The organism is Stenotrophomonas sp. AS012628 (assembly GCF_010608305.1).
Lineage (GTDB): Bacteria > Pseudomonadota > Gammaproteobacteria > Xanthomonadales > Xanthomonadaceae > Stenotrophomonas > Stenotrophomonas geniculata.
In genome coordinates, this window is the sequence record NZ_VMBJ01000054.1 from 1 (window position 1) to 25,306 (window position 25,306).

Sequence of the window (25,306 nt, forward strand, 5' to 3'; positions counted from 1 at the left end):
CACCCGCCCGGCCCAATCACATGATCCCGCTTCCACGAACCACCACCGCAGAAGGGCTCAGCCCGGTGGCCGGGAAACCTCAATACCCCGCCGCCTGCCCATCCTTGCGGCTCTCCGACGCGCCGTAATACACCCCGGTCTCGGGATCACGCATGATCGCCTGGTAACCGCCATACGGGCCGTCGGCGAACACGATGCGATGTCCCTTGCGCATCAGCGCGCGCACCGTTTCATACGGGAAGCCGGTTTCCAGATTCACTTCACCGCCGTCGGTCATCGCCGTCGCCTGACCGGTCGGCTCAGTGGAACCGTCGTGCTGGATGCGCGGTGCGTCACCGGCTTCCTGCAGGTTCATCCCGAAGTCCACCAGGTTCATCACGATCTGCGCGTGGCCCTGCGGCTGCATCGCGCCGCCCATCACGCCGAAGCTGGCGTACGGCTTGCCACCCTTGGTGATGAAGGCCGGAATGATGGTCTGGAACGGGCGCTTGCCCGGCGCATAACCGTTGGGATGATTCTTCTGCAACACGAACATCTCGCCACGGTCCTGCAGGATGAAGCCCAGCCCCGGCGGCGCCATGCCACTGCCCATGCCGCGGTAGTTGGACTGGATCAGCGACACCATCATGCCGTCGGCATCGGCCACGGTCATGTAGATCGTGTCGCCCTCCTCCAGCTGCTTCGGCGTGCCCGGCTGCACTTCCTTCAACGCCTTGTCCATCGAGATCAGCGCGCGGCGCTGCGCGGCGTACTCCTTGGAGATCAGCTTCTGCACCGGTGCCGGCTGGAATGCCATGTCGGCGTAGAAGCGTGCACGGTCGGCGAAGGCCAGCTTCTTCGCTTCAACGAACAGGTGCACATGCTCCGGTGAACCGAACGGGATCTTCGAGAAGTCGTAGCCTTCCAGCACGTTGAGTATCTGCAGCGCAGCGATGCCCTGGCTGTTCGGCGGCAGCTCCCACACGTCGTAGCCACGGTAGTTGCTGCTGACCGGCTCGACCCATTCACCATGGTGGTCGGCCATATCCTGGTAACTCAGGTATCCACCATTGGCCTTGAAGTAATCACCGATCGTGCGGGCGATGTCACCTTTGTAGAAGGCGTCGCGGCCGCCGTCGGCGATCTTCTGGAGGGTGCTGGCCAGGTTCGGGTTCTTCCACATCTCGCCCTTGCGCGGGGCATGGCCGTTGATCGTGAACTGCTCCTTGAAGCCCGGGTACTGCGACAACTTCGGCACCGAGCGGTCCCAGTAGTACGCGATCACTTCGGCCACCGGGTGCCCTTCGCGGGCATAGCGGATGGCCGGCGCGAGGTTGTCGGCCATCGGCTTGCGGCCGAAGCGTTCGTGCAGCGCGAACCAGCCATCGACCGCGCCGGGCACCGACACCGGCAGCGGGCCGGTGGCCGGAATGTCCTTCAGGCCACGGCGCTGGAACTCGGCCAGGGTGAGCGATTTCGGCGAGCGGCCCGAGCCGTTGTAGCCATAGAGCTTCTGCGTCTTCGGGTCCCAGACGATGGCGAACAGGTCGCCGCCGATGCCGTTGCCGGTGGGCTCCATCAGGCCGAGCGCGGCGTTGGCGGCAATCGCAGCGTCCACTGCCGAACCGCCGCCCTTCATCACGTCCAGCGCGATCTGGGTGGCCAGCGGCTGCGACGTGGCGGCCATCGCGTGCGGGGCGATCACCTCCGAACGGGTGGCGAAGGTCTGGCCGGTAATGCGGTCGGCGGCGAAGGACAGTGCAGGCATGGCGGCGAGCACGGCGGTGGCGAGCAGGGAACGGGCAAGGCGTCGGGACACGGTCGGGTTCCGATGGAAGGGTGGTGCTCCGATCTTCGCCGCTGCGGCCTTCACGCGGTATCGGGCAGAGGTCATGGGCGATGGTCTTTCGGTGGGTGCGGACCCAGGCCCGCACCCAGCAAGGCGAAAACAGCCCGGAATCCGCGCAAAAAACGCACTGAAAGGAGTGAATTCGGGTTCACCGAAACACTTTCAGCAGCAACCATCCTTGTGCCGCAAGCGATTGCGGGGGATGCGCCGGAAACCGATAGAAAATCCGTCGCGAGGGTTGACAGCGCCGAAATGGCTGTGTTTCTCTCGATCACATGTTGCATCACAACACGCCACCGCGAACCCACATTGAAGCCGCCGACACCGGCGCCGCCTCGCTGCGTTCGATTCTTGTGCTCGTACTTATTACCCAGCCAACAGGTGCGGGACGAGCCAGCGTGTAAGCAACAAACACACCGGAACTCATCAAAACCCGCACCCGCCCCGGTGCGGGTTTTTTCATTTCAGGACCTGGTTTCAGACGCAACCACCATGAACAACGCCAACTTCAAAACCTGGACCAGCACCGCCACGACGCCTCGTAGCGGCTGTGCCTGTGCGACGCATGGCGCCTCCTCCACCGCTTTCCCCTGACCGGCCGGCACGTCACCTTCGACGACCGGCCGTTCTTTTTTCTTCCCACCGCAAGGAACCTCCCCCATGAGCACCAACGACCTGCCCCAGACCAAGATCGCCGTCATCGGCTACGGCAGCCAGGGCCGCGCCCACGCACTGAACCTGCGCGAATCCGGCTTCGACGTGGTGGTAGGCCTGCGTCCGGGCGGCCCGACCGAGGTCAAGGCACAGGCCGATGGCTTCACCGTCAAGGCCCCGGCCGATGCAGTGAAGGATGCCGACCTGGTTGCCGTGCTGACCCCGGACATGGTGCAGAAGAAGCTGTACGACGACGTGCTGGCGCCGAACATGAAGCAGGGTGCGGTGCTGTTGTTCGCGCACGGCCTGAACGTTCATTTCGACATGATCAAGCCGCGTGACGATCTCGACGTGGTACTGGTCGCACCGAAGGGCCCGGGCGCGCTGGTCCGCCGCGAGTATGAAATCGGCCGCGGCGTGCCGTGCATCTGGGCGGTCTACCAGGACAAGAGCGGCAAGGCGGCTGAGTACGCCCTGGCCTATGCAGCCGGCCTCGGCGGCGCCCGCGCCAACCTGATCCAGACCACCTTCAAGGAAGAAACCGAGACCGATCTGTTCGGTGAGCAGGCGGTGCTGTGCGGCGGTGCATCGGCGCTGGTGCAGGCCGGTTTCGAGACCCTGGTGGAAGCCGGTTACCAGCCGGAAATCGCCTACTACGAAGTGCTGCACGAGCTGAAGCTGATCGTCGACCTGTTCTACGAAGGTGGCATCTCGCGCATGCTGGAATTCATCTCCGAAACCGCGCAGTACGGCGACTACGTCAGCGGCCCGCGCGTGATCGATGCCGGCACCAAGGAACGCATGAAGGAAGTACTGAAGGACATCCAGGACGGCACCTTCACCAAGAACTGGGTGGCCGAGTACGAAGCGGGCCTGCCGAACTACAACAAGTTCAAGCAGGCCGACCTGGAACACCCGATCGAGAAGGTAGGCAAGGAACTGCGCGCCAAGATGGTCTGGTTGCAAGGTCAAGCCGCGTAACAACGCGGCACCCCCACCCGCTCTGCAAGGTCCCCCATGAACTCTCCCACACACCGCAGCGCGCCGCCCAACGGCGCGCGCTGGCTGACCCAGGCGCTGGAGGCCGAGGGTGTCCGTACGCTGTTCGGCTATCCCGGCGGCACCATCATGCCGTTCTACGACGCGCTGGTGGATTCGTCGCTGAAGCACATCCTGGTACGCCATGAGCAGGGCGCGGCGCTGGCCGCCAACGGTTTCGCCCGCGCCAGCAACCAGGTGGGCGTCTGCGTGGCCACCTCCGGCCCCGGCGCCTCGAACCTGGTCACCGGCATTGCCGACGCGATGCTGGATTCGGTGCCGATGGTCTGCATCACCGGTCAGGTCGGCACCCCGCTGCTGGGCACCGATGCCTTCCAGGAACTGGATGTGTTCGGGCTGACGATGCCGATCGTCAAGCACAGCTGGCTGGTGCGCAGCGTCGATGATCTGCCGCGCGTGGTGGCCGACGCGTTCCGCATCGCCCGCGAGGGCCGTCCCGGCCCGGTGCTGATCGACCTGCCCAAGGATGTGCAGCTGGCCGATGCCAGCCACCTGCCGGCCCATGTGCCCAGCAGCGTCGAACCGCCGCCGGCGCCGGCCGAGGCCGCCATCGCCGAGGCCATCGCCGCGCTGGCGGCGGCCGAAAAGCCGGTGGTCTACGCCGGTGGTGGTATCGCACTGGGTGATGCGGTGCAGGACCTGCGTGACTTCGTCGAGGCCAGCGCCATCCCCACGGTGATGACCCTGCGTGGCCTGGGTGCGCTGCCGGCCAGCCATCCGCAGTCGCTGGGCATGCTGGGCATGCATGGCACCCGCGCGGCCAACATGGCCGTGCAGGAAAGCGACCTGCTGCTGGTGCTGGGTGCGCGCTTCGATGACCGTGCCACCGGCAAGCTGGCCGAGTTCGCGCCGTTCGCCCGTGTCGTCCACATCGATGCAGACGCCTACGAGATCTCCAAGCTGCGCAGTGCCGACGTGGCCGTGCCTGGCAATGTCGGTCACGCCATCCGCGCCCTGCGTGCGGCCTTCCCCTCCCCCAGGGCCCACCAGGACGCGTGGCGCAAGCGTTGCGCGCAGCACCGCGATCGCTTCGCCGCCCGCTACGATGCACCCGGCCAGCACATCTACGCACCGGCGTTGCTGAAGCGCCTGAGCGAGCTGGCCCCGGCCGATGCGGTGATCGCCTGCGATGTCGGCCAGCACCAGATGTGGGTGGCCCAGCACTGCCGCTTCAACCACCCGCGCAACCACCTGACCAGCGGCGCGCTGGGCACCATGGGCTTCGGCCTGCCGGCGGCGATGGGCGCGCAGTTCGCCTGCCCCGACCGCACCGTGGTGCTGGTGTCCGGCGATGGCAGCTTCATGATGAACGTGCAGGAGCTGGCGACCATCGCCCGCTGCCGCCTGCCGGTGAAGATCGTGCTGCTGGACAACAGTTCGCTGGGCATGGTGCGGCAGTGGCAGGAGCTGTTCTTCGCCGAGCGTTACAGCGAGATCGACCTGTCCGACAACCCGGACTTCGTGGCATTGGCGCAGGTGTTCGGCATCGCCGCCACCCGCGTCGACAACCGCGACGACGTGGAAGGCGGCCTGGCCGCGCTGCTGGCCGAACCGGGCCCGGCACTGCTGCACGTGGCCATCGATGCACGCGCCAACGTGTGGCCGCTGGTGCCGCCGAACACCGCCAACAGCACGATGCTGGAAAGCAACCCCGCCCATGCCCGCCAGGAGACCCCCAATGCAATACCGGCTTGACCTGGTGCTGCACCCGGCCGAAGGCGCGCTGCTGCGCGTGATCGGCATGGCCGAGCGTCGCGGCTTCGCGCCGCGCGCGATCAGCGGCGCGCCGGTGGCCGCCGACGATGGCCGCTGGCACCTGCAGCTGGTGGTGGATGGCCAGCGCCCGGCGGAAACGCTGTGCCGGCAGATCGAGAAGATCTACGACTGCGTGTCCGTACAGGTCACCGCCGTGGAAGGAGTATCGCCATGAACACCCGTACCGTAGCGACCACGGTGCCGGTACGGAGGCGTCTTCTTCGTCGCCCGTGCCCGCACGCGGCGGTCTTCGGCACCGCGCTGGTGGCCCATGCCGGCCGCTGATGCCAGCCAGGAAAGCGATGTCGGCGACGTAAGCGTTGCCGACGTTCTGGCCGCGCAGGCCCGCCTGCGCCGCTTCCTGCCGCCCACCCCGCTGCACCATGCCGAGCGCTTCGGCACCTGGCTGAAGCTGGAGAACCTGCAGCGCACCGGTTCCTACAAGGTGCGCGGCGCCTTGAACGCTCTGCTGGCCGGCCGCGAACGCGGCGACACCCGTCCGGTGATCTGCGCCTCGGCCGGCAACCACGCCCAAGGCGTGGCCTGGGCCGCCTACCGTCTGGACGTACCGGCCATCACGGTGATGCCGCATGGCGCGCCGGCGACCAAGATCGCCGGCGTCGCCCATTGGGGCGCCACCGTGCGCCAGCACGGCAACAGCTACGACGAGGCCTACGCCTTCGCGGTCGAACTGGCGCGGCGCCACGGCTACCGCTTCCTGTCCGCGTTCGACGATGCCGACGTGATCGCCGGCCAGGGCACGGTCGGCATCGAACTGGCCGCGCATGCCCCTGACGTGGTGATCGTGCCGATCGGCGGCGGTGGACTGGCCTCCGGCGTGGCCCTGGTGCTGAAATCACAGGGCGTGCGCGTGGTTGGTGCACAGGTGGAAGGCGTTGACTCGATGGCGCGCGCGATCCGTGGCGATGTCCGTGAGATTGCCCCCGTCGCCTCGCTGGCCGATGGCGTGCGAGTGAAGATCCCCGGCTTCCTGACCCGCCGCCTGTGCACATCGCTGCTGGACGACGTGGTGATCGTGCGCGAAGCCGAGCTGCGCGAAACCCTGGTGCGGCTGGCGCTGGAAGAACACATCATCGCCGAGGGCGCCGGCGCGCTGGCGCTGGCTGCCGGCCGCCGCGTTGCCGGCCGCCGCAAGTGCGCGGTGGTGTCCGGCGGCAACATCGATGCCGGCGTACTGGCCGGCCTGCTCACCGACATCCGGCCGCGCCCGCCACGCAAGCCGCGGCGACGGCGCAGCGAAACACCCCGCTCGCCCGCCGGGGCCAGCGCGCCGTCCTCCCCCACCTCTTCCCCTTCCCACCTGCAAGCCGCAACGCCCGCTGTCGAGGAGATTTCCCTGTGACCACCATCGAACGAATTACCACCCCGCGCATCCGCATCTTCGACACCACCCTGCGTGACGGCGAGCAGTCCCCCGGCTGCAGCATGAGCCCGCCGCAGAAGCTGGTGATGGCGCGTGCGCTGGACGAACTGGGTGTGGACATCATCGAAACCGGCTTCCCGGCCAGCTCGCAGTCCGACCGCGAGGCGATGGCACTGATCGGCCGCGAACTGCGCCGACCGAGCCTGAGCCTGGCGGTGCTGTCGCGCTGCCTGCAGGCCGATATCGAGACCTCGGCACGTGCACTGGAAGCCGCGGCCAACCCGCGCCTGCACGTGTTCCTGTCGACCAGCCCGCTCCACCGCGAGCACAAGCTGCGGATGACCCGCGAGCAGGTCCTGGAGTCGGTACGCAAGCACGTAGCGCTGGCGCGTTCCTACATCGACGATGTCGAATTCTCGGCCGAGGATGCCACCCGTACCGAGCTGGATTACCTGATCGAGGTCTCGCGCGTAGCGATCGCCGCCGGCGCCACCACCATCAACCTGCCCGACACCGTCGGCTTCACTACGCCGGAAGAAATCCGCGCGATGTTCCAGCAGGTCATCGCCGGCGTCGCCGATGTACCGAACGCCGCCAATGTGATCTTCAGCGCGCACTGCCACAATGATCTGGGCCTGGCCGTGGCCAACTCGCTGGCCGCCATCGAAGGCGGCGCGCGCCAGGTCGAGTGCACCGTCAACGGCATCGGCGAGCGCGCCGGCAACTGTTCGCTGGAAGAGATCGCCATGGTGCTGAAGGTACGCCAGGCCTTCTACGAGCAGGACAGTTCGATCAACACCCCGCGCATCGTCGGTACCTCGCAGTTGCTGCAGCGCCTGGTCGGCATGCCGGTACAGCGCAACAAGGCCATCGTCGGCGCCAACGCGTTCGCCCACGAATCGGGCATCCACCAGCACGGCATGCTGCGCCATCGCGGTACCTACGAAATCATGCGCCCGGAAGACGTGGGTTGGGAGGACTCGCAGATGGTGCTGGGCCGCCACAGTGGCCGCGCCGCTGTTGAAGCGCGCCTGCGTGCGCTGGGCTTCTGGCTGGACGAAGACGAACTGAAACTGGTGTTCGAGCAGTTCAAGGGCCTGTGCGAACAGCAGCGCGTGGTCACCGATGCCGACCTGCAGACGTTGATGCAGGGCGGCTCCAACGCGCAGGGCTACCGCCTGGCCTCGATGACCATCAGCGATGTCGGCAGCCGCGCCAACGCGCTGGTCGAACTGTCCGACCCGGACGGCAACCGCGTGGCCGAGACCGCGCAGGGCGATGGCCCGGTCGATGCGCTGTTCGGCGCGCTGTCGGCCGCCACCGGCGTGCAGCTGATGCTGGACAGCTACCACGTGCACAGCGTCGGCATCGGCGCCGATGCGCGCGGTGAGGCCAACCTGAGCGTGCGCCACGAAGGCGTGGAGTACGACGGCACCGGCACCAGCAAGGACATCATCGAAGCCTCCGCGCTGGCCTGGCTGGATGTCGCCAACCGCCTGCTGCGCCAGCGCCAGGCCACCGCCCACAACAGCACCGACGTTCCCACCCCTGCCACCGCCTGAGGAACCCGCCATGAGCGCCTTCGACACCTTCACCCCGGCCAGCGCCGCTGGCCAGCAGTGGAACGCCCAGGACTATGCGATCGACGCCGGCTTCGTCCCGCTGCTCGGCGGCGCGGTCTCGCGCCTGCTCGACCCGCGCGCCGGTGAGCGCATCCTCGACCTGGGCTGTGGCGATGGCGTGCTCAGCACCGAACTGGCCCTGAGCGGCGCACGCATCCACGGCGTGGATGCCTCGCCGGAACTGGTGATCGCCGCCCGCGCGCGCGGTGTCGATGCCCAGGTGATGGACGGCCACGCACTGTCGTTCGACAGCGAGTTCGATGCAGTGTTCAGCAACGCGGCACTGCATTGGATGGGCACCCCGGACCGCGTGCTGGAAGGCGTACGCCGCGCGCTGCGCCCCGGTGGCCGCTTCGTCGCCGAGTTCGGCGGCCATGGCAACGTGGCCACGATCATCGCGGCCGTGCAGGCCGCACGCGTGGCGCACGGCCATGGCGCCAGCGCCTTCCAGTGGTACTTCCCGACGGCCGATGCCTACGCCGACCGCCTGCGCCAGCATGGCTTCCAGGTGCAGCTGATCGAGTGCACGCCGCGCCCAACGGCATTGCCGACCGGCGTGGCCGGCTGGCTGCGCGTCTTCGCCGCGCCGCTGCTGGACGACCTGCCAGCCGAGGCACGCGCTACGGTGCGCGAGGCCGCCACCGCGCTGCTGGCCGAGCTGCCGCGCAATGCCGCCGGCCAGCCGCTGGCGGACTACGTGCGGCTGCGCGTGCTCGCCCGCCGTCGCTGACTTGACCGTTCCGCTTTCTTTACTGATGTTCGCTATTTCGTACTTCTGCCAGGCATACGCATGACTTCCGCACCCCGCACCCTGTACGACAAACTGTGGGACGCCCACGTGGTGGTTCCCGAATCCGACAGCGCGCCCGCCGTGCTGTACATCGACCTGCACCTGATCCACGAGGTGACCTCGCCGCAGGCGTTCACCGAGCTGCGCGAGCGCGGCTTGTCGCCGCGCCGCCCGGACCGCACCAAGGCGACGATGGACCACTCCACGCCGACCCTGCCGGCCGCCGCTGACGGCACGCTGCCCTATGCCAGCGCCGCCTCCGAGGCACAGGTCGCCACGCTGGCGCGCAACTGCGCCGAGCATGGCATCGAGCTGTTCGACATGGCCTCGGACAACCGCGGCATCGTCCACGTGATCGCGCCGGAACAGGGCTTCACGCAGCCGGGCATGACCATCGTCTGCGGCGATAGCCACACCTCCACCCATGGTGCCTTCGGTTCGCTGGCCTTCGGCATCGGCACCAGCGAAGTCGGCCACGTGCTGGCCACGCAGTGCCTGCTGCAGCGCAAGGCGAAGACCTTTGCCATCACCGTTGATGGCCCATTGGCGCCAGGCGTCGGCGCCAAGGACGTGGTGCTGCACATCATCGGCGTGATCGGCGTCAACGGTGGCACCGGCCACGTCATCGAGTTCCGTGGCAGCACCATCGAAGCGATGGACATGGAACAGCGCATGACCCTGTGCAACATGTCGATCGAAGCCGGCGCGCGTGCCGGCATGGTGGCGCCGGACCAGGTCACCTTCGACTTCGTCGCCCGCACGCCGCGTGGTCCCAAGGGTCCCGAGTTCGACGCCGCCGTCGCACGCTGGAAGCAGCTGCGCAGCGATGACGGCGCACGCTTCGACAGCGAAGTACGCATCGACGCCGCCGACATCCGCCCGACCCTGACCTGGGGCACCCATCCGGGCACGGCCATCGCAGTGGACGCGCCGATTCCGGCGGCCAACGACGCCGCCGCACAGAAGGGCCTGGACTACATGCACTTCCAGGCGGGCAAGGCGCTGGCCGGTACGCCGGTGGACGTGGTGTTCGTCGGTTCGTGCACCAATGGCCGCCTGAGCGACATGCGCGAAGTCGCGCAGGTCCTGCGCGGCCGCCGCGTCGCTGACCGCGTGCGCATGCTGGTGGTGCCGGGCTCGGAGATCGTCAAGCGCGAGGCCGAGGCCGAAGGCATCCACGAAATCGTGCGCGCGGCCGGTGCCGAGTGGCGCGAGCCGGGCTGCTCGATGTGCATCGCCATGAACGGCGATCTGGTCGCACCCGGCCAGCTGGCCGTGAGCACCAGCAACCGCAATTTCGAAGGCCGCCAGGGCCCCGGTTCGCGCACGCTGCTGGCGTCGCCGATGAGCGCGGCGTGGGCCGCGGTGAACGGGCACGTCGCCGATACCCGCGAACTGTTCGCACAGGAGGTGGCGTGATGGCCGGTTTCCGTACGCTGACCTCGTCCAGCGTTGTGCTGGCGCAGACCAACATCGACACCGACCAGATCATCCCGGCGCGGTTCCTGTCCACCACCGAACGTGCCGGCCTGGGCCGCAACGCCTTCAATGACTGGCGCTGGCAGGCCGACGGTTCGCCGGTGGCTGACTTCGCCTTCAACCAGCCGCACAACGCCGGCCGCAGCATCCTGCTGGCGGGCCGCAACTTCGGCTGCGGTTCCTCGCGCGAGCATGCGCCGTGGGCACTGACCGACCTGGGCCTGCGTGCCATCGTCAGCAGCGAGATCGCAGATATCTTCCGCGGCAACTCGCTGAAGAACGGCCTGCTGCCGATCGTGCTGGACGAGGCCGACGTGCAGGCGCTGATGCAGCGCCCGGACGATGAGCTGACCATCGACGTGGCTGCGCGCGAACTGCACACGCCCGATGGCCGCGTCTATTCCTTCCCGCTGGATGGCTTCTCGCAGACCTGCCTGCTGGAAGGCGTCGACCAGTTGGGGTATCTGTTGGGCCGTGTCCCTGAAATCGAACGTTACGAGAGTGAGCATGCACGCTGAGATTGTTGTCCTGCCCGGTGATGGCATCGGCCCGGAAGTGGCCGCCGCGGCAGTGGCCGTCCTGAAGGCCGTCGCCGGACGCTTCAACCACACCTTCACCTTCAGCGAGCACGACATCGGCGGCATCGCCATCGACCGTCATGGCGAACCGCTGCCCGCCTCCACGTTGACTGCCTGCCAGGCCGCCAACGCCGTGCTGCTGGGCGCGGTTGGCGGCCCGAAGTGGTCCGACCCGAACGCCAAGGTGCGCCCCGAACAGGGCCTGCTGGCGATCCGCAAGGCGCTGGGCCTGTACGCCAACCTGCGCCCGGTGCGCACCCACGAAGCCGCGCTGCATGCCTCGCCGATCAAGGCCGAGCTGCTGCAGGGCGTGGACTTCGTGGTGGTGCGCGAGCTGACCGGTGGCATCTACTTCGGCGACAAGACCCGCGACGCCGACAGCGCCAGCGACCTGTGCCGCTACACCGTGGCCGAGATCGAACGCGTGCTGCGCAGTGCCTTCCGCCTGGCGCAGCAGCGTCGCGGCAAGGTCACCTCGGTGGACAAGGCCAACGTTCTGGAAACCTCGCGCCTGTGGCGTGACGTGGCCGCGCGCATCGGCCGCGAGGAGTTCCCGGACGTTGCCCTGGAGCACCAGCTGGTCGATTCGATGGCCATGCACCTGCTGGCCAAGCCGCGCGAGTACGACGTGATCGTGACCGAGAACATGTTCGGCGACATCCTCACCGATGAAGCCTCGATGCTGGCCGGTTCGCTGGGCCTGCTGCCGTCGGCCTCGCTGGGTGAACCGGGCGCGGTGGGCATCTACGAGCCCATCCACGGTTCGGCCCCGGACATCGCCGGCAAGGGCATCGCCAATCCGTACGCAACGATCTTCAGCGCGGCGATGCTGCTGCGCCATTCGCTGGGCCTGGAAGCCGAAGCCGCCGCGGTGGAAGCGGCCGTGCATGCGGTGCTGGATGATGGGGTGTTCACTGCCGACCTGGCCGCCAAGGGCCAGGCCGTGAGTACCGCTGCAGCCACCGGCGCGGTGCTGGCCAAGCTGCGCTGACCCATCGGGCAACGCCTGTAGAGCCGAGCCATGCCCGGCTCGTTCAACAGCCGTCGAGCATGGCTCGACGCTACAGGTAGCGGGCAGCCACGCCATGCGTGGCTGCCTTACTTGGTGGTGTACCCACCATTGACCAGAATCGTCTGCCCGGTCATCCACCAGCCATCGGTCACCAGGAAGCGGATCCACGGCACGATATCGGCGATATCGGTCAGGCCGGTGCGGGTGAATGCGGACAGCGCCGCCGCGGTCTTGTGGTACGCCTGCGCGTCGGCACTCTCTGCCGGGTAGAAGAACGGCGTGTCCATCGGACCGGGGCCGATCGCGGTCACCGAAATGCCGCGCTCACCGAACTCCTTCGACGCCGCGCGGGTGAAGTGCTCGACTGGCGCCTTGGTACCGGCGTAGCTGGAATAGAACGGCGTGTAGGCACCCAGCAATGAGGTGACCAGGGTGCAGATGCGCCCACCGTCATTGACGTGGCGGCCGGCTTCCTTGAGGAAGAAGAACGCCGCCTTGGCGTTGACCGCGCTCATCTCGTCGTACTCCGCTTCGCTGATGTCCAGCAGCGGTTTCTTCAATACCTTGCCGACCGTATTGATGGCGATGTCGGGACGGCCGACTGCGGCCACGGCATCGGCGAACAAGCGCTCCATCGCTGCCGCCGAGGTCAGGTCCCCCTGCAGGGCCACCGCCTTGCTGCCGGCGGCCTGCACGGCGGCGACGGTCGCCTCTGCATCGGCCTGGGTGGCGGCGCTGTTGTAGTGGATGACGATGGCTTTGGCGCCCTGTGCAGCGAAGTCGCGGGCGATCAGGCCGCCCAGGTTCTTGGCGCCACCAGCGATCAGCACGGTCTTGCCCTTGAGGGAATGGTCGGTCATGGCTTCGGTCTCGGGGAGGAGGCTGCCCGGGGTGGCAACCCTGCCCTGACGACGATATCGTGCAGAAAATGCGGATAAAGCCCGCCACATTGACTTAACTTTCCAGAGCCAGCGAACAATGGACCGGATCGATCGCTTCCGCATCTTCACCCGGGTGGTGGAGTGCGCCAGCTTCACCCGCGCCGCCGACCAGCTCGGCCTACCCCGCTCCACCGTCTCGGCAGCCATTGCGGAGCTGGAGCAGCGGCTCGGCACCCGCCTGCTGCAGCGCTCGACCCGCCGGGTGTCCACCACCCATGATGGCGACGTGTTCCATGCCCGCTGCCTGCGCCTGATCGCCGAAGTCGAAGACGCTGAATCGCTGTTCCGGCAGGACGACGCGCAACCGGTCGGTTTGCTGAAGATCGACGTGCCCAGTCGCATCGGCCGTCGCATCATCGCTCCGGCGCTGCCCGGGTTCTTCGCGCAGTATCCGCAGGTGGAAGTCGACCTGGGCATGACCGACCGCGCGGTGAACCTGATCGAAGACGGTTGCGATGCGGTGCTGCGGGTCGGTCAGCTGGGTGACTCCAGCCTGGTGGCGCGCACACTGGGACAACTCGACTTCGTCAACGTTGCCGCGCCGGCCTACCTGCGCGAGCATGGTGTACCGCAGCATCCTGCCGACCTGCAGCAGCACCGCGCGGTGAACTATGCGTCGCCGACCACGGCACGGGTGGAACCGTGGGAGTGGCAGGACGGCGGCCAGCTGCGCACGCTGCCGATGCCCGGCTGGGTGCGGGTGAACAGCGCGGAGGCGTCGATCGCGTGCTGCGTGGCGGGGTTGGGGCTGCTGCAGATTCCGCGCTACGACGTGCAGGCCGAACTGCAATCAGGCGCATTGGTGGAGGTGATGCCGCAGTACGTGGCGCAGCCCTTGCCGGTGACGCTGTTGCAACCGCATCGGCACCACCGTGCGCTGCGCGTGCAGGTGTTCATCGAATGGCTGCTGCCGGTGCTGCGGAGCGGCCTGCAGCTGCAGTAGCTCCACGCCATGCGTGGATGCATGCATCCGTGCCAACCAAGGTTGGCACCTACCAGAGGCGGTGGCCATAGAACCCGGGGCGTTATGCCCCGGATTCGTCCGGCTTCACCCGGAACCACGCCGCGTACAGCGCCGGCAGGAATACCAGGGTCAGCACCGTGCCCACGATCAGGCCACCCATGATCGAAATCGCCATCGAGCCATAGAACGCACTGCGCGACAGCGGAATCATCGCCAGCACCGCCGCCAGCGCGGTCAGCACGATCGGGCGGAAACGGCGCACCGTGGCATCGATGATCGAATGCCAGCGATCATGCCCGGCATCGATATCCTGCTGGATCTGGTCGATCAGGATCACCGAGTTGCGCATGATCATCCCCGCCAGTGCAATCGTGCCCAGCAGCGCCACGAAGCCGAACGGCGCGCGGAACAGCAGCAGGAACAACGTCGCACCGATGATGCCCAGCGGCGCGGTTACCAGCACCATCGCCGCACGCGAGAAGCTGCGCAGCTGCAGCATCAGCAGCGTGGCCACCACCACCAGGAACAGCGGCATGCCGGCCTTGATCGAGTTCTGGCCACGGGCCGAATCCTCCACCGTACCGCCGGTCTCCAGCAGGTAGCCACTGGGCAGTTCAGCGCGGATCCCGTCCAGCGTCGGCAGGATCTGGTGCACTACGTCCAGCGGCTGCATGCCGTCGCTGATGTCGGCACGCACGGTCACCGTCGGCAACCGGTTGCGGTGCCAGATGATGCCGTCCTCAAAGCCATACTCCATCGTCGCCACCTGCGACAGCGTGATGCTGCCGCCGTTGGCGGTCGGCATCGACAGGCTGGACAGCAGCTCCAGCTGGTTGCGCTCATCGGCCGGGCCACGCAGCAGCATCTCGATCTGGCGGTTGCCTTCGCGGTACACGCTCACCGACTGCCCAGCCAGCGAACTGGACAGGAACTGGCTGACCTGGGCACTGCTCACGCCCAGCGCGCGGGCGCGCTCCTGGTCGATCACCAGCCGCACTACCTTGCTCGGCTCGCTCCAGTCCAGGTTCACGTTCATCACGTGTGGGTTCTCACGCACCTTGGCTTCGACCTGGCGCGCGATCGCCTGCACCTTCTCGATGTGCTCGCCGGAAATACGCATCTGCACCGGATAGCCGACCGGCGGGCCGTTCTCCAGGCGGGTCACGCGCATCTGCACGTCCGGGAACTTCGGAATCACTTCGTGCAGCAGCCAGTCACGGGTGCTTTCGCGCGATTTGATGTCCTTGGTCAGCACCACGAACTGGGCGAAGTTGGTGGCCGGCAGCTGCTGGTCCAGCGGCAGGTAGAAGCGCGGCGAACCGGTGCCCACGTAGGAGACGTAGTTGGCAATGCCCTCGCGGCTGGACAGCAGCTTCTCCAGCTTCTCGGCCTGGGCCTGGGTCGAGCGCAGCGACGCACCCTCGGCCAGCTCGATGTCCACCATCAATTCCGGCCGGGTCGAATCCGGGAAGAACTGCTGCGGCACGAAGCGGAACATCATCAGCGAGAACACGAACAGCGCGATGGTCGCGGCGATCACCCACCAGCGGTGACGCAGGCAGCCATCGAGGAAGCGACGGAAACTGCGGTAGAACGGGCGCTGGTACGGATCATGGTCATGCCCGTGCTGCGGCGGCGCGATCAGGTTGGCCAGCGCCGGGTAGCGGTCGGCCCACTGCTGGCGCTTGGCATGCCAGCGCGCGGACAGGCTGCCCGGCTTCGGCGGCTGCGGATTGAACAGGTCCGGCAGCATCTTGTCGCCCAGGTACGGGATGAACAGCACCGCCGCGATCCACGACACCACCAGCGCGATGGTCACCACCTGGAACAGCGAGCGGGTGTACTCACCGGTGCTCGATGCCGCGGTAGCGATCGGCAGGAAGCCGGCCGCCGTGATCAGCGTACCGGTCAGCATCGGGAACGCAGTTGATTCCCAGGCAAAACTGGCCGCGCGCAGGCGGTCGTAGCCCTGCTCCATCTTGGTGGCCATCATCTCCACCGCGATGATCGCGTCGTCCACCAGCAGGCCCAGCGCCAGCACCAGCGCGCCCAGCGAGATCTTGTGCAGGCCGATGTCGAAGTAGTGCATGACGAAGAAGGTCATCGCCAGCACCAGCGGGATGGTCACGCCCACCACCAGGCCGGTGCGCAGGCCCAGCGAGAAGAAGCTGACCAGCAGCACGATCACCACCGCCTCGGTCAGCACCTGCACGAACTCGCCGACCGACTCCTCCACCGACTGCGGCTGATCGGACACCTTGCGCAGCTGCATGCCCGCCGGCAGGGTCTTCTGCAGGCGCTCGAACTCGGCATCGAGGTTGGCGCCGAGCTTGAGGATGTCACCGCCATCCTTCATCGCCACCGCCAGGCCGATGGCCTCTTCGCCCATGAAGCGCATCTTCGGCGACGCCGGATCGGCGAAGCCACGCTTGATCTCGGCGATGTCGCCCAGATGCACCGTACGCTCACCAGCACGGATCGGGAACTGGCGGATCGCTTCGATGTCGTTGAACTGGCCGGTCACGCGCAGCTGCACGCGATCGGTGGCGGTCTCGAAGAAGCTGGTGCCGGTCACCGCATTCTGGTCGGCCAGTGCCTGCTGCACCTGCTGCATCGACACGCCCAGCGTGGCCAGCCGGGTATTGGACAGCTCGATCCACACCTTCTCGTCCTGCAGGCCGACCAGGTCGATCTTGCCGACGTCGGGCACGCGCTGCAGTTCCAGCTGGATGCGGTCGGCGTAGTCGCGCATCACCGCATAGTCGAAGCCCTTGCCGGTCAACGCATAGATGTTGCCGTAGGTATCGCCGAACTCATCGTTGAAGAACGGGCCGACGATCTCGCGCGGCAGCGTCGGGCGGATGTCACCCACGCGCTTGCGCACCTGGTACCAGAGGTCCGGAATCTGCCTGGAACGCAGGCTGTCGCGGGCCATGAAGATGACCTGCGATTCGCCCGGGCGCGAGTACGAGCGGATGAACTCGTACTCGCCGGTGTTCATCAACGCCTTCTCGATCGGCTCGGTCACCTGCCGCGAGACCTGCTCGGCGGTGGCGCCCGGCCATAGCGTGCGCACCACCATCGCCTTGAAGGTGAACGGCGGGTCTTCGGACTGGCCCAGATGCTTGTACGACCATGCGCCGATGAGGGCGAAGGCGAGCATCGCAAACAACACCAGCGGACGATTGGCCAGCGCCCACTCGGAGAGATTGAAGCGGCGCACCGGCTTACTCCTTGGCCTTGGCGGCAGCCGCCGGCGTAGCCGGCTTCAGCACCGGGCGGTTCTGACGATCCACCGCGATCACCGGCTGGCCGGCGCGCAGCAGGTGTCCGCCGGCAGCAACCACCCAGTCACCCGCGTTCACGCCGGACAGTACCGGCACCGTCTCGCTGCCAAACGCCCCAGTGGTGACCGCTGCGGCCTTCAGCGTACTGTTGGCCGGATCGACCACCCACACGCTGGCGGCACCGTTGGCACCGCGCTGCAGTGCGCCCAGCGGCAGCTGCAGGGTGCCGTGGCGGCCGGCGCTGCTGTAGACGCGTGCGCTCTGGCCCAGTTCGACATCGGCCAGCGCATCGGCGGCCAGGCTGACGCGGGTGGCATAGGTGCGTGCCTGCGGATCGGCGGCGGCGGCAATCTCGCGGATTGTGCCCGGCAGGCGCTGCCCCGGGCGGTTCCACAACTCCACCTCGACCGGCTGGCCGACCGCGTAGTCGCGGATGGTGGCTTCGGGCAGGTCGATCAGCACTTCGCGGCCACCGTCGGCGGCCAGGTTGAAGATGGTCTGTCCGGCGGACACCACCTGCCCGACCTCGGCCTCGCGGCTGGCGATCACGCCGTCAGCCGGTGCGCGCAGCTGCGCGTAGTCGGCCTGGTTGCGCAGCACATCGAGGTTGGCGCGGGCGGCGTTGGCCTGACCCTGCGCCGCTTTGAAGGCGGCGGACTGCTGGTCCAGCTGCGAACGGCTGACCAGTTGCTGGTCGGCCAGCACCTGGTAGCGCTTGAGGTCGTCGCGGGCACGCACCAGGTCGGCTTCAGCTGCGGCCAGCTGCGCCTGCGAAGCGCGGGCCTGCAATGCGAAGTCGGCTGCATCCAGCTCGGCCAGCACGTCGCCCTTCTTTACCCGCTGCCCGGCATCGACATGGCGCTTGACCAGGTTGCCACCGACGCGGAACGACAGCGGGCTTTCCTGCCGGGCACGCACCGTGCCCGGGAACGCCGCCGGCGCCTGTCCGGCCTGTTCGCCGGGGTGAACCACCAGTACCGGCACGGCCGCCTGCGGCGCCTGTTCCTGTCCCGAACAGGCTGCCAGCGCAGCCACCCACACCATACCGCCCATCCAGCGCACGATCTTCATCGGTCAACGTCCTGAAAACGCAGGGTTGCAACAAGGGGGAGCCGCGACTGCCGGCCCAATTTAATAAACCGGCCGGTATAGTATAAATATCGAACCGCTTGGTCTAGTATTGTTGCGATGAGTTCTTCCACTTCCCGCAAGCCGTCGGCCAAGCCTGCTGCCAAGGCCGCCGGACCCGGGCGCCCCAAGGATCTGGGCAAGCGCGCGGCGATCCTTGAAGCAGCCAAGGTACTGTTCATCGAACAGGGCTATACCGGCGTGAGCATGGACGCCATTGCCGCCCAGGCCGGCGTCTCGAAGCTGACCGTGTACAGCCACTTCGGCGACAAGGAAACCCTGTTTTCCGAGGCCGTGCAGTCCAAGTGCATTGAAATGCTGCCCGATGCCCTGTTCGTGGCCGACGCGGACGGCCCGCTGCGCGACCAGTTGATCGGCATCGGCCTGGCCTTCTTCGAGCTGATCACCTCCGACGCGGCGATCTCGATCCAGCGCATGATGATGGCGCCGGAGACCGACGAACGCCTGCGCGAGCTGTTCTGGAAGGCAGGCCCGGAGCGCACCTGCGAGGCCCTGGCTGACTTCCTGCGGGCACGCGCCGAGCGCGGCGAACTGGACATCACCGACTATTCGCTGGCTGGCGAGCAGTTCCTAACCCTGGTCAAGGGCGAAGTGCACATGCATATGATGTGCGGCATGCCACTGTCACCGGTGGAGTGCGACCCTCTTGCCCATGTGACCGCCAGCATCGACTTCTTCCTGCGCGCCTATGCGCCGCGAGGGGCCGGGACGGCTGAATAACCAAAACTGAACGAACCGGAGGTCGCGATGACTTCCGGCACTGCGACCCCGGCCACCCGGCAGCTGATGCTCTGGGCGCGCCGCCGGCCTCCGGCACCGGTAAAATGGCCGGCCCACTGCGCTGGATTTGAACCTCATGACGATTGATTACGCCCACGCCCGCGAACTGATGGTGGAACAGCAGATCCGTCCCTGGGACGTGCTGGACATCAAGGTGCTCGACGTCCTGGCCCGCCTGCCGCGCGAGGCCTTTGTCGCCGATGCACACCGGGCGCTGGCCTACGCCGATGTCGAACTGCCGATCGGCCATGGCCAGAAGATGATGAAGCCGGTCATCGAGGGCCGTACCCTGCAGGCACTGGATCTGCAGCCGGGTGACGAAGTGCTGGAAATCGGCACCGGCAGCGGCTTCCTGGCAGCCTGCATCGGCGCGCTGGCGCGCGACGTGCTGAGCCTGGAGATCGACCCGGAACTGGCCGCCGCCGCGCGTGCCCGCCTGGATGCTTCCGGCCTCGGCACCAACGTCCGCGTGGAAGTGGCTGACGCCCTGTCCTGGCAGACCGAACGCCGCTTTGACGTGATCTGTGTCACTGGTGCGGTCGACGTGGTGCCGTCACAGTTCGCCTCGTGGCTGCGTCCGGGTGGTCGCCTGTTCGTGATCCACGGCCGCTCGCCGGCGATGGAGGCCCTGCTGGTCAAGGCCGACGGCAGCACCGAGTCCCTGTTCGAGACCGATATCGATTACCTGCGCGGTGCCGCCCCGGCACCCCAGTTCCACCTCTGAGTCCAAGGAAGCCGCAATGATCCGCCGATCCCTCGCTGTTGCGCTGGCCACTGCCCTGCTGCCGTTGTCCGCCCATGCCGCCGACCTGCTGCAGGTCTACGAAATGGCGCGCAACGGCGATCCGCAGCTGTCCGCCGCCGAATCGACCCGGCTGGTCGACAAGGAAGGCGCCGTGCAGGCGCGCGCCGCCCTGCTGCCGCAGATCAACGGCCAGGCCACGCTGAACCGCACGCGCAGCGAGCCGAACGCCGACATCAACTCCGGCTCGTTCACCAACAAGCGCCGCAATTACACGATCGATGGCAGCCAGACGCTGTTCAACTGGACCCAGATCAACAACCTGCGTTCGCAGCGTGAGCTGAGCAAGGCGGCGGACTTCACCCTCGATTCGGCCAACGACAGCCTGATCGTGCGCACCTCGGCGGCCTACTTCAACGTGCTGGTGGCGATCGAATCGCTGAACGCCGCACAGACCAACGAAGCGGCCGCGAAGAAGCAGTTCGACTTCGCCGACAAGCGCCTGGAAGTGGGCCTGGCGCCGATCACCGACGTGCACGAAGCCCGCGCCCAGTACGACCAGGCGCGCGCCAACACCATCGTTGCGCAGAACACCCTGGCCGATAACTACCAGGCCCTGACCGAACTGACCGGCCAGCCGGTGGTCAACCTGCGTGGCCTGCCGGCGGACTTCCGCCCGGAAGTGCCGGCCAACCGCGGCAACATCGACGAGCTGGTGCACCAGGCCACCACCCAGAATCCGGCGCTGAAGGCGCAGGAACTGAAGGTCAGCGCCGCCGAAGCCGGCGTGCAGGCCGCCCGTGGTGGCCACTACCCGACCCTGTCGCTGGGCGGCAGCTGGGGCAAGACCGCGACCTGGGGTGACAGCACCGGCGCCGGCTCGCTGTCGCCGGACGCGCGCACCAACAGCATCGGCCTGACCCTGAGCGTACCGATCTTCGCTGGCGGTGCCACCCAGTCCAACGTGCGCCAGGCGCTGGCCCAGCGTGACATCGCCCAGGATGGCTACGAGCAGCAGAAGCGTGCCCTGGACCGCAACACCCGCAATGCCTACCAGACCCTGGTGCAGGGCATCAGCGAAGTGGAGGCCCGCCGCCTTGCGGTAGTCTCGGCGCAGAGTGCATACGACGCGTCGCAGGTTGGCCTGGAAGTCGGTACCCGTACCGTGCTGGACGTGATCCAGAACCAGCGCATCCTGTTCTCGGCGCAGCTGGACTACGCCCAGGCCCGCTACACCTTCCTGCAGAACCGTCTGCTGCTGAGCCAGTCGCTGGGTGCGCTGGACGTGGCTGAGCTGCAGGACGTGAACCGCCTGCTGACCCAGGACGCCGGCAACCCGGCAACGACCACGCACTGAGTCGTCGCCCTGCCGGCAACCAAGAAGCCACCCGCGAGGGTGGCTTTTTTGTGGGCGGCGCGTACGGCCCGACCCACGCATGGCGCAGATCTGCCGGCCGTCAGCCCGGCCACGCGCCTGCCCGTTCCACTGCGGCCAGCACGCACAACGCCGTGGCCAGGGGCGCAAGCACCATTGCAGCACCCGGCATCGGCGCACGGACACGCAGTGTTGCCGGGCACAAGGCCGCCATCACCAGCAGGGTTGCTGGACCCGGCAGCACCGGCAATGCGCCGACCGGCGCTCCCAAGGCCAGCAGCGCCGCCGCCAGCACCACGGTGACCGGTATCAGCCGCGTCCGCAACCCGGGCGCTTCATCACCGGCCACAGGCCGGAGCTGCGCTGCCAGGTGTGCGGCCAGCGACAACAGCACCAGCAGCAGTGCTGCCAGCCCGGCCATGCCCGCCAGCGGCAGCAACGGCAGCAGCCACTGCAACTGCGGATGGCCCTGCAATGCCACCGACAACGGCCGCGTACTGGCCAATACCGGGAACTCGACCAGGCCGGCCTGCAACGCGGCCAGCATGATCAGCAGCAGCATCGCCAGCAGCAGCGCGGCCGCCAGCAGCCAGGGTGATCGCGTACGCGCCTGCCGGCCACGTCCGGGAAATCCCAGTGCCAGCCCCACACTGGCAAACACCCCCAGCAAGGGCACGCTTGCCGCCAGCACCCCGCCGGGGCCGAATCGGTAGGGCGCGGTGGCGTCCGGCAGCCACGGAATCCAGTTGGCGTAGTGCACGTGGCGAACCGCCAGCGCCAACAGCAACAGCCCGACACCGATCTTCACCGTCAACAACACGCAGACCGTCAGCGCGATGCGACGCGGGGGCAGCAGCACGAACGCACCCAACACCAGCAGACTGGTGACGGCCATCACCGGATCCGGCAGCGCGCTGCCGGTTTCAATACCGCGACTGGCAAACACGGCACGCGCGTGGCCGGCCGTGGACTGCGCCACGCCGGCGCTGGTCATCACTAGTTCCAGCAGCAATGCAGCACCCAGCAGGCGCGCGGCTGCCGTGCCCCAAGCGGCCCGCAGCAGGCCGTGCAGGCCATCGGCTGCGGGCCGCTGCTGGTTCAGCACGTGCAGGCAATACAGCATCGGCGCCGTGCCCAATGCGGCCAGCAGCAGACTCAGTACGATGGCCGGCCCCGCCTGGGCGGCGGTGTACTGGCCAACCAGGGCGATCACGCTGCCACCCAGCAGCAGGGTCAACGCCACCATAGCGAAGTGATCCATTCCCAGCAGCGCGTGCCGGCCACGGCGGTTATCGCTGTCCATCGCAAGCCCTCTTGAATCCGCACAAGCGCGGTCGACAGGAGGCTGGCAGCGTGCGCCAAGTGGCGGTGTCAGAATCCGTACTGTGCGCACCGCGATGTGACCACAAACACGTTCGCAGCCACGCATCCGGTCCTGCTGCGACAGGAATCCGGCTGCTAAGCAGAATTGATGCAGTCGATCACGTCAGTCGGTCCGCGTAGCATCCGCCCTGGCGGTGTTGCTGCCCGGCTCAGCTGCGCGGCGGCGGCAGATGTGGCGCGACCAGCGCCAGCGTGCGCTGCAGGGCACCGCGGCCATTGCTGACCAGCGTGCAACCGGCACGGGCCATGTCCTCGCGCGCCTGGGCGTCGTCCAACAGGTGCTGCAGCAGGTCACCTACCGCCTGCACGTCCTCGCCGATGAGCAAGGCACCGGCCTCACGCATGCGCCGTGAGATCTCGGCGAAGTTGTGCAGGTGCGGACCGGTCACAGCGGCAGTGCCCATCGCCGCCGGCTCCAGCAGATTGTGGCCACCGATCGGCTGCAGGCTGCCGCCGACGAAGGCGACCTGTGCGCAGGCATAGAACGGCATCAGCTCACCCAGGGTGTCGATGACGAAAACATCCGTGCCGGCCTCCGGCCATTGCTTCGCGCGACGGGTCGCCACGTTCCAGCCCTGCTCGCGCGCCAGCGCCTCCACCTTCGGGAAGCGCTCGGGGTGCCGCGGTGCCCACAGCAACAACAGGTCGGGGTGCTGCTGGCGCAGGCGCCGATGCAGGTCGATCACCGCCTGCTCCTCACCATCGTGGGTACTGGCCGCGATCCACACCGGGCGCCCGGCGGGCACGCAGGCATGGAACTGCTCGACGAAGCCCTGCACATCCGGCGTGGCGATATCGAACTTGAGGTTGCCCAGCGCCTGCACCTGTTCCCGCGCAGCCCCCAGCTGCACGAAGCGCTCGGCGTCGTCCTGCGACTGCGCGGCCACGCAGGTAACCGTGCGCAGCGCACGGCGGATCAGCGCCGCCAGCACCCGGTAACCGCGCAACGAGCGCGCTGACAGGCGGGCGTTGAGGATGTAGACCGGAATGCGGCGGTCGCGGCAGCCGAACAGCATGTTCGGCCACAGCTCGGTTTCCAGGATCAGCGCCAGGCTGGGCTGGAAGTGGCCGAGGAAGCGGTTGACGCTGCCCGGTACGTCGTACGGCAGATAGACGTGGTCCAGCGCGTCTCCCCACAGCGCGCGCACGCGCTCCGAACCGGTCGGGGTGATGGTGGTGATGACCCAGCGGATGTCCGGACGCTGTTGGCGCAGGGCATTGACCAGTGGCGCGGCGGCGTTGACCTCGCCCACCGAGACCGCGTGCAGCCAGACCCGCGGCTGGCCGGTCGGCTGCGGATACGAGGCATAGCGCTCGTCCCAGCGCCGGAAGTATTCACGGACCCGGAAACCGCGCCAGACCAGGTGGTACACGGTGATCGGCAGCAGGATGTAGAGCACGGCCGAATACAGGCCGCGCAGGATCCATTCGACAGGGTCTTTACGCATGCGGCAAGGATACGGGAGCCCCCCGGGAAAGACACGCAGCCGGGTTGGTAGAATGGCGCCATGTCCGATGCCACCACCGCCATCCGCCCGTCGCTGCGCGATCCCCGCAACTGGCCGATGTTCACCGCCATGCTCGGCGCCTTCGCCATTGCCCGCCTGCCGTGGATGCTGCAGCGTGCGCTCGGCCGTGGCGTCGGCTGGATCAGCTGGCGCCTGCTCGGCAGCCGCCGTCGCGCCGCCGAGGTCAACCTGAAGTTGTGCTTCCCGGAGAAGGACGAAGCCTGGCGCCAGCGCCTGGTGCGCGACAGCTTCGACGCGCTGGGCGTGGGTGTGCTCGAGTGCATCCGCGCCTGGTGGGGCAGCATCGACCGCATCCGCCCACAGGTGAAGATCGAAGGCCTGGAGCATCTGCGGCAGATGCAGGCCGAAGGCCGCGGCGTGCTGCTGGTGTCCGGCCACTTCATGACCCTGGAGATGTGCGGCCGCCTGCTGTGCGACTACGTCGATCTTTCAGGCATGTACCGCAAGCACAAGAACCCGGTGTACGAGTGGGCGGTGAAGTTCGGCCGCCTGCGCTATGCCAAGGCGATGTTCGCCAATGAAGACATCCGCGCGACCGTGCGCCACCTGAAGAAGGGCGGCTTCCTCTGGTACGCGCCGGACCAGGACATGCGCGGCAAGGACACCGTGTTCGTGCCCTTCTTCGGCCATACCGCATCCACCATTACCGCCACCCACCAGCTGGCCCGGATGACCGGTTGTGCGGTGATTCCTTACTTCCACCGCCGCGAGGGCGGGAAGTACTTCCTGAAGATCGGCGCGCCGCTGGAGAACTTTCCCAGCGAGGATGTGGAAGCCGATACCACGCGGGTCAACCAGGCCATCGAGGAGATGGTGCGCGAGGCCCCCGACCAGTACCTGTGGATCCACCGCCGTTTCAAGCGCCAGCCGGGCGGGCGGAGCGATTTCTACAAATAACGGGATGCGGTGGAAGGGCCGGCGTGCTCATGGTAGTCGCCAACCTTGGCTGGCGCCGATGAACCGAGGCCGGTCCCGAGGCGCCAACCAAGGTTGGC

The 25,306-nt window shown here is 67.4% G+C and carries 20 protein-coding genes; 14 read left to right on the forward strand and 6 right to left on the reverse strand.

Annotation, left to right across the window (positions count from 1 at the left end; genetic code table 11):
* Nucleotides 1–79: 79 nt before the first annotated feature.
* Nucleotides 80–1,873 carry a gamma-glutamyltransferase gene (ggt, locus tag G5A07_RS18665; RefSeq protein WP_049453628.1) on the reverse strand — a complete coding sequence of 598 codons (1,794 nt, stop codon included), beginning with the start codon at nt 1,871–1,873 and terminating at the stop codon, nt 80–82.
* Nucleotides 1,874–2,488: 615 nt separating this feature from the next.
* Here ggt and ilvC point away from each other — a divergent pair.
* The 9 genes from ilvC to leuB all read left to right on the forward strand — a co-directional run bounded on the left by ilvC (nt 2,489) and on the right by leuB (nt 12,140).
* Nucleotides 2,489–3,463 (forward strand): ketol-acid reductoisomerase, encoded by a 975-nt coding sequence (gene ilvC / locus G5A07_RS18670; RefSeq protein WP_099560043.1) that lies wholly within the window; start codon nt 2,489–2,491, stop codon nt 3,461–3,463.
* A 36-nt stretch (nt 3,464–3,499) separates the two neighbouring features.
* Nucleotides 3,500–5,236 (forward strand): acetolactate synthase 2 catalytic subunit, encoded by a 1,737-nt coding sequence (gene ilvG, locus G5A07_RS18675; protein ID WP_191863791.1) that lies wholly within the window; start codon nt 3,500–3,502, stop codon nt 5,234–5,236.
* Entirely contained in the window at nt 5,220–5,471 is a 252-nt protein-coding gene (locus G5A07_RS18680) for an ACT domain-containing protein (RefSeq protein WP_005410947.1), read from the forward strand. The genes ilvG and G5A07_RS18680 overlap by 17 nt, the downstream gene beginning before the upstream one ends.
* Nucleotides 5,472–5,567: 96 nt before the next feature.
* Nucleotides 5,568–6,659, forward strand: coding sequence for a threonine dehydratase (locus G5A07_RS18685; protein WP_191863792.1), 1,092 nt, complete (start codon nt 5,568–5,570; stop codon nt 6,657–6,659).
* The gene (locus G5A07_RS18690; RefSeq protein WP_019338809.1) at nt 6,656–8,242 is read left to right on the forward strand and encodes a 2-isopropylmalate synthase; all 1,587 of its coding nucleotides are present in this window, start codon (nt 6,656–6,658) and stop codon (nt 8,240–8,242) included. The genes G5A07_RS18685 and G5A07_RS18690 overlap by 4 nt, the downstream gene beginning before the upstream one ends.
* A 10-nt stretch (nt 8,243–8,252) precedes the next feature.
* On the forward strand, nt 8,253–9,032 hold the full coding sequence (locus G5A07_RS18695) for a class I SAM-dependent methyltransferase (protein WP_191863793.1): 780 nt from the start codon (nt 8,253–8,255) through the stop codon (nt 9,030–9,032).
* A gap of 60 nt (nt 9,033–9,092) precedes the next feature.
* Nucleotides 9,093–10,511, forward strand: a complete 1,419-nt coding sequence (leuC, locus tag G5A07_RS18700) for a 3-isopropylmalate dehydratase large subunit (protein ID WP_126560993.1) — start codon at nt 9,093–9,095, stop codon at nt 10,509–10,511.
* Nucleotides 10,511–11,089 (forward strand): 3-isopropylmalate dehydratase small subunit, encoded by a 579-nt coding sequence (gene leuD, locus G5A07_RS18705; RefSeq protein WP_125437688.1) that lies wholly within the window; start codon nt 10,511–10,513, stop codon nt 11,087–11,089. Before leuC ends, leuD begins: the two co-directional genes overlap by 1 nt.
* Nucleotides 11,079–12,140 carry a 3-isopropylmalate dehydrogenase gene (gene leuB, locus G5A07_RS18710; protein ID WP_191863794.1) on the forward strand — a complete coding sequence of 354 codons (1,062 nt, stop codon included), beginning with the start codon at nt 11,079–11,081 and terminating at the stop codon, nt 12,138–12,140. Before leuD ends, leuB begins: the two co-directional genes overlap by 11 nt.
* A gap of 107 nt (nt 12,141–12,247) precedes the next feature.
* On the opposite strand, the gene G5A07_RS18715 is transcribed toward leuB, so the two are convergent.
* On the reverse strand, nt 12,248–13,021 hold the full coding sequence (locus G5A07_RS18715) for an SDR family oxidoreductase (RefSeq protein ID WP_191863795.1): 774 nt from the start codon (nt 13,019–13,021) through the stop codon (nt 12,248–12,250).
* A 118-nt stretch (nt 13,022–13,139) separates the two neighbouring features.
* On the opposite strand from G5A07_RS18715, the gene G5A07_RS18720 reads away from it, so the two are divergent.
* On the forward strand, nt 13,140–14,045 hold the full coding sequence (locus tag G5A07_RS18720; RefSeq protein WP_191863796.1) for a LysR family transcriptional regulator: 906 nt from the start codon (nt 13,140–13,142) through the stop codon (nt 14,043–14,045).
* An 82-nt stretch (nt 14,046–14,127) separates the two neighbouring features.
* On the opposite strand, the gene G5A07_RS18725 is transcribed toward G5A07_RS18720, so the two are convergent.
* Together G5A07_RS18725 and G5A07_RS18730 are read right to left on the reverse strand one after the other, a co-directional pair.
* Nucleotides 14,128–17,289, reverse strand: coding sequence for an efflux RND transporter permease subunit (locus G5A07_RS18725; RefSeq protein ID WP_191863797.1), 3,162 nt, complete (start codon nt 17,287–17,289; stop codon nt 14,128–14,130).
* 4 nt (nt 17,290–17,293) lie between these two features.
* A complete protein-coding gene (locus G5A07_RS18730; RefSeq protein ID WP_049413331.1) occupies nt 17,294–18,424 on the reverse strand; it encodes an efflux RND transporter periplasmic adaptor subunit in 1,131 nt (376 codons plus the stop codon).
* A 117-nt stretch (nt 18,425–18,541) separates the two neighbouring features.
* On the opposite strand from G5A07_RS18730, the gene G5A07_RS18735 reads away from it, so the two are divergent.
* The 3 genes from G5A07_RS18735 to G5A07_RS18745 all read left to right on the forward strand — a co-directional run bounded on the left by G5A07_RS18735 (nt 18,542) and on the right by G5A07_RS18745 (nt 21,381).
* On the forward strand, nt 18,542–19,222 hold the full coding sequence (locus G5A07_RS18735; protein WP_019338820.1) for a TetR/AcrR family transcriptional regulator: 681 nt from the start codon (nt 18,542–18,544) through the stop codon (nt 19,220–19,222).
* A 136-nt stretch (nt 19,223–19,358) separates the two neighbouring features.
* On the forward strand, nt 19,359–20,006 hold the full coding sequence (locus G5A07_RS18740; protein ID WP_049398378.1) for a protein-L-isoaspartate O-methyltransferase: 648 nt from the start codon (nt 19,359–19,361) through the stop codon (nt 20,004–20,006).
* Nucleotides 20,007–20,022: 16 nt separating this feature from the next.
* Nucleotides 20,023–21,381 carry a TolC family outer membrane protein gene (locus tag G5A07_RS18745; RefSeq protein WP_010480790.1) on the forward strand — a complete coding sequence of 453 codons (1,359 nt, stop codon included), beginning with the start codon at nt 20,023–20,025 and terminating at the stop codon, nt 21,379–21,381.
* A gap of 100 nt (nt 21,382–21,481) precedes the next feature.
* On the opposite strand, the gene G5A07_RS18750 is transcribed toward G5A07_RS18745, so the two are convergent.
* Both G5A07_RS18750 and waaA read right to left on the reverse strand, forming a co-directional pair.
* Complete coding sequence (locus G5A07_RS18750; protein WP_191863798.1) at nt 21,482–22,702, reverse strand: APC family permease; 1,221 nt, start codon at nt 22,700–22,702, stop codon at nt 21,482–21,484.
* A gap of 229 nt (nt 22,703–22,931) precedes the next feature.
* Nucleotides 22,932–24,230: a lipid IV(A) 3-deoxy-D-manno-octulosonic acid transferase gene (gene waaA, locus G5A07_RS18755; RefSeq protein WP_049413335.1), complete on the reverse strand. Its 1,299-nt coding sequence runs from the start codon at nt 24,228–24,230 to the stop codon at nt 22,932–22,934.
* Between the two features lie 60 nt (nt 24,231–24,290).
* Between waaA and G5A07_RS18760 the strand changes: the two genes are divergently transcribed.
* Complete coding sequence (locus G5A07_RS18760) at nt 24,291–25,208, forward strand: LpxL/LpxP family Kdo(2)-lipid IV(A) lauroyl/palmitoleoyl acyltransferase (protein WP_010480797.1); 918 nt, start codon at nt 24,291–24,293, stop codon at nt 25,206–25,208.
* The last annotated feature ends 98 nt before the right edge of the window (nt 25,209–25,306 follow it).

Bases quoted from the DNA above. Each gene is read 5' to 3' on its own strand.
- G5A07_RS18735 (WP_019338820.1), top strand. From the start codon at position 18,542: ATGAGTTCTTCCACTTCCCGCAAGCCGTCGGCCAAGCCTGCTGCCAAG.
- G5A07_RS18715 (WP_191863795.1), bottom strand. From the start codon at position 13,021: ATGACCGACCATTCCCTCAAGGGCAAGACCGTGCTGATCGCTGGTGGC.
- ggt (WP_049453628.1), bottom strand. From the start codon at position 1,873: ATGACCTCTGCCCGATACCGCGTGAAGGCCGCAGCGGCGAAGATCGGA.
- G5A07_RS18680 (WP_005410947.1), top strand. From the start codon at position 5,220: ATGCAATACCGGCTTGACCTGGTGCTGCACCCGGCCGAAGGCGCGCTG.
- G5A07_RS18745 (WP_010480790.1), top strand. From the start codon at position 20,023: ATGATCCGCCGATCCCTCGCTGTTGCGCTGGCCACTGCCCTGCTGCCG.
- leuC (WP_126560993.1), top strand. From the start codon at position 9,093: ATGACTTCCGCACCCCGCACCCTGTACGACAAACTGTGGGACGCCCAC.
- G5A07_RS18695 (WP_191863793.1), top strand. From the start codon at position 8,253: ATGAGCGCCTTCGACACCTTCACCCCGGCCAGCGCCGCTGGCCAGCAG.
- leuB (WP_191863794.1), top strand. From the start codon at position 11,079: ATGCACGCTGAGATTGTTGTCCTGCCCGGTGATGGCATCGGCCCGGAA.
- ilvC (WP_099560043.1), top strand. From the start codon at position 2,489: ATGAGCACCAACGACCTGCCCCAGACCAAGATCGCCGTCATCGGCTAC.
- ilvG (WP_191863791.1), top strand. From the start codon at position 3,500: ATGAACTCTCCCACACACCGCAGCGCGCCGCCCAACGGCGCGCGCTGG.
- G5A07_RS18720 (WP_191863796.1), top strand. From the start codon at position 13,140: ATGGACCGGATCGATCGCTTCCGCATCTTCACCCGGGTGGTGGAGTGC.
- waaA (WP_049413335.1), bottom strand. From the start codon at position 24,230: ATGCGTAAAGACCCTGTCGAATGGATCCTGCGCGGCCTGTATTCGGCC.
- leuD (WP_125437688.1), top strand. From the start codon at position 10,511: ATGGCCGGTTTCCGTACGCTGACCTCGTCCAGCGTTGTGCTGGCGCAG.
- G5A07_RS18740 (WP_049398378.1), top strand. From the start codon at position 19,359: ATGACGATTGATTACGCCCACGCCCGCGAACTGATGGTGGAACAGCAG.
- G5A07_RS18760 (WP_010480797.1), top strand. From the start codon at position 24,291: ATGTCCGATGCCACCACCGCCATCCGCCCGTCGCTGCGCGATCCCCGC.
- G5A07_RS18685 (WP_191863792.1), top strand. From the start codon at position 5,568: ATGCCGGCCGCTGATGCCAGCCAGGAAAGCGATGTCGGCGACGTAAGC.
- G5A07_RS18750 (WP_191863798.1), bottom strand. From the start codon at position 22,702: ATGGACAGCGATAACCGCCGTGGCCGGCACGCGCTGCTGGGAATGGAT.
- G5A07_RS18730 (WP_049413331.1), bottom strand. From the start codon at position 18,424: ATGAAGATCGTGCGCTGGATGGGCGGTATGGTGTGGGTGGCTGCGCTG.